Annotated in this window: 4 protein-coding genes and 1 pseudogene; 2 read left to right on the plus strand and 3 right to left on the minus strand. The window is 57.7% G+C overall.

Annotation, left to right across the window (positions count from 1 at the left end; translation table 11 throughout):
* A pseudogene (locus AC1DRJ_RS23350) lies at positions 1–314 on the minus strand (hypothetical protein); the annotation flags it as partial.
* A 99-nt stretch (positions 315–413) separates the two neighbouring features.
* Here AC1DRJ_RS23350 and AC1DRJ_RS23355 point away from each other — a divergent pair.
* Positions 414–1358, plus strand: coding sequence for an aldo/keto reductase (locus AC1DRJ_RS23355; protein ID WP_477804234.1), 945 nt, complete (start codon positions 414–416; stop codon positions 1356–1358).
* Here the strand turns inward: AC1DRJ_RS23355 and AC1DRJ_RS23360 are convergent.
* The gene (locus AC1DRJ_RS23360; RefSeq protein ID WP_477804235.1) at positions 1355–2026 is read right to left on the minus strand and encodes a glutathione S-transferase family protein; all 672 of its coding nucleotides are present in this window, start codon (positions 2024–2026) and stop codon (positions 1355–1357) included. The genes AC1DRJ_RS23355 and AC1DRJ_RS23360 overlap by 4 nt on opposite strands.
* A gap of 129 nt (positions 2027–2155) precedes the next feature.
* Between AC1DRJ_RS23360 and AC1DRJ_RS23365 the strand changes: the two genes are divergently transcribed.
* On the plus strand, positions 2156–2527 hold the full coding sequence (locus tag AC1DRJ_RS23365; RefSeq protein WP_477804236.1) for a nuclear transport factor 2 family protein: 372 nt from the start codon (positions 2156–2158) through the stop codon (positions 2525–2527).
* Between the two features lie 44 nt (positions 2528–2571).
* Here the strand turns inward: AC1DRJ_RS23365 and AC1DRJ_RS23370 are convergent.
* On the minus strand, positions 2572–2910 hold a 339-nt coding region (locus AC1DRJ_RS23370), incomplete at its 5' end, for an aldehyde dehydrogenase family protein (RefSeq protein WP_477804237.1).

Here is a 2910-nt window from a genome sequence, read left to right on the forward strand (position 1 = left end):
ATCAAGTACAGCGCATGCTCGGGAAACGCCTGCGAAAACGCGGCCAGGTTGCCAGACACATCCTCGGCGTTGCCACCAAAGTAGATCAGCGCGTTCGGGCCATCATGCGGCCGGATAGACACCTGCACCTGTGCGTCCTCGACAGTCAGCGTCAGAAGCGAAGCGGGTGTATCGACGGCATTGGGTTGCGGGAAGTAGATCAAGGCGCGCTGAAACACGAACAACGCCGCACACAGCGCCAGGTACAACGCGGCAATGATGACGATGGAAAACGCCAGGGTTCTGAACATTCGACTAACTTTAGTGGGCGACATGGAAGGCTCTGGAGTTGAGGACCGCTAACACGTCATCAGTGCCAGAGTTTAGTTCAACGCTAGCGAGGCACGCCGGGTTGGGCCACACAGGCAGATACGATGAGCCACACTGACGGATACACGCGTCGACAACTACTCACGCTGGCTGCCGGTGCTTCGGCGGTTTTCACCTTCGATCGGGCGTTTGCAACCTCTGCGCCGTCGACGGAAACAGGAGGCAAGACCATGCTGACCCGCGCCATTCCATCCAGCGCCGAGCCATTGCCCATCGTCGGGTTGGGCACGTATCGCGGCTTCGATGTCGAGCCTTCCAGCCCCGCCTACAAACAATTGCCGGAGGTTCTCAGCGCCTTGTTCAAGAAGGGCGGGACGGTCATCGACAGCTCGCCGATGTATGGCCGCGCCGAACAGACGACCGGTGAGTTGCTGTCGATTCACGAGCCACGCTCCCCGGCTTTTCTCGCCACCAAGGTCTGGACCAGCGGTCGCGAGGAGGGCATCGCGCAGATGGAGCAGTCCTTTCGCTTGCTGCAAACCGATCGCATCGACCTGATGCAGATCCATAACCTGCTGGACTGGAAAACCCATTTGCCGACGTTGCGCCAATGGAAGGAACAAGGGCGCATTCGCTACATCGGTATCACGCATTACACGGCGTCGGCCTACGACGAAGTGGAAGCGCTGCTCAAGGCCGAACCGTTGGATTTTTTGCAGATCAACTATGCCCTGGACGATCGCGGTGTCGAGAAACGCATCTTGCCGCTGTGTCGCGAGCGCGGCGTGGCGGTGATCTGCAACCGGCCCTTCGGTGGCGGTGGTTTGCTCGCACGATTGAAGGGCAAGCCTCTGCCAGGCTGGGCCGCGCAAGTGGGGGTCAACAGTTGGGCGCAACTGGCGTTGAAGTTCCTGTTGTCCCATTCGGCGGTGACCTGCGTGATCCCTGGCACCGGCAATCCGCGTTACATGGCGGACAATGCCGGCGCCGGTTTTGGGCCTATGCTCACGGGGGCGCAGCGCGAACAGTTGATCGATATCGTGCGTTAGGTGCGCGGGTAAAACCGTTGCGGGATGTCTTGCGCAAACGGATAGAGCGGGAAGTAAGGCCTGGCTTCGTCGATCACCTGTTGTACCGACGGCCTGTTCATCAGTTGTTCGAAATAAGCGTTCAAGTGGACCTGCTCCTCAGGAATCTGCTCCAGCGTACTGGCATAGAAAAGTGCCGGGGCAGCGGCGCAATCGGCCAGGCTGAACTCGTCGCTGGCCAGCCAGGTGCCATTCACCAGTTGACGGTCGAGCATGCCGTAGACGGTCTGGAGTGTGGAGCGCTGTTGGGTCAGATTGCCGTTTGCAGTGATGATGCGATCCAGGACAATGTGTTGCAGTGGGGTCTGAAGATAGTTGTCGCAGATCCGGTCCCACAGACGGACCTCTAACGCAGTGTCCCAATTCCCCGGAATCAAGCGGTTTTGCCCGGCAAAATAGTGATCCAGGTACTCAATGATGATCGTGGATTCCGCCACATCGAACTGAGCCGTGTGATCGCGGAAGACCGGGAATTTGCCGATTGGCCATAGCGCCTGCAACTCTGCTTTCTCTTCAGCATTGCCCAGATCAATGATCCGTTTTTCGAAGTCGACCCCGTGCTCATAGAGCGCGATGAGCACTTTGTGGCAGTACGACGACAGTGGATGGTAATAAAGCGTCAGTGACATGTTCAGCTCCTCCAATGAAGTGGCCTCCCTCAGCATAGTCGCCGTCCGCGACGGTCCGAATGGCGGTGCTAGACTTTTGAGGTTGAGCCCTCACCTGCAGTGTGAGGACGATAAAGCTGGAGGTATGTCATGGCTGTTCATTCGCTGGACAGGGAGCACATCAGCGTTGTCATTCGCAATTATGTAGAAGGGATGGTGTTCGCCGATGAAGTGCTGCTGCGGCATGCATTTCATCCCGCTTGTCGCATCATTGGTCACTACCATCGCGAGCTGGAATGGTTATCGCTGGATGAGTTTATCAGCGCAATCAAGGCCGAAGGGCCGGCGCCCAAAGAGGTCAAACCGTTCTGGGAAACAATCAGCGTCGATATCACCGGCGATGCCGCTGCCGTCAAAGTGATGGACGACTACGTTGGCATGCGCTTCACGGATTATTTGTCATTACTGAAAATCAACGAGCGCTGGATGATCGTTAACAAACTCTACTTCTTCCACGAGTAAAACTGCTGCCTGGGAGCCAACGACTCCCAGGCAGCGTTTTTCGCTTAGCGGCGGTCCAGCCACACGGTTTGCGCATTGCAGAACTCGCGGACCCCGAAGTGCGACAGCTCACGGCCAAAACCGCTTTTCTTCACGCCGCCGAAGGTCACGCGCGGATCGGACGCGCAGTAGCCATTGATGAACACACCACCGGTTTCCAGTTCGCCGGCCATCTGTTGGGCGAGCGCGACATTGCCTGAGTAAATGGTTGCAGCCAGGCCGAACTCACTGTCATTGGCCAGCGCCAGTGCATGCGCAGCATCCCGCGCCGTGATGATCGACGCGACCGGGCCAAACAATTCCTGTTTGAACGAGGTCATCTGATCGGTGACATCGGTAAACAC

This window comes from Pseudomonas sp. P5_B2, assembly GCF_056400445.1.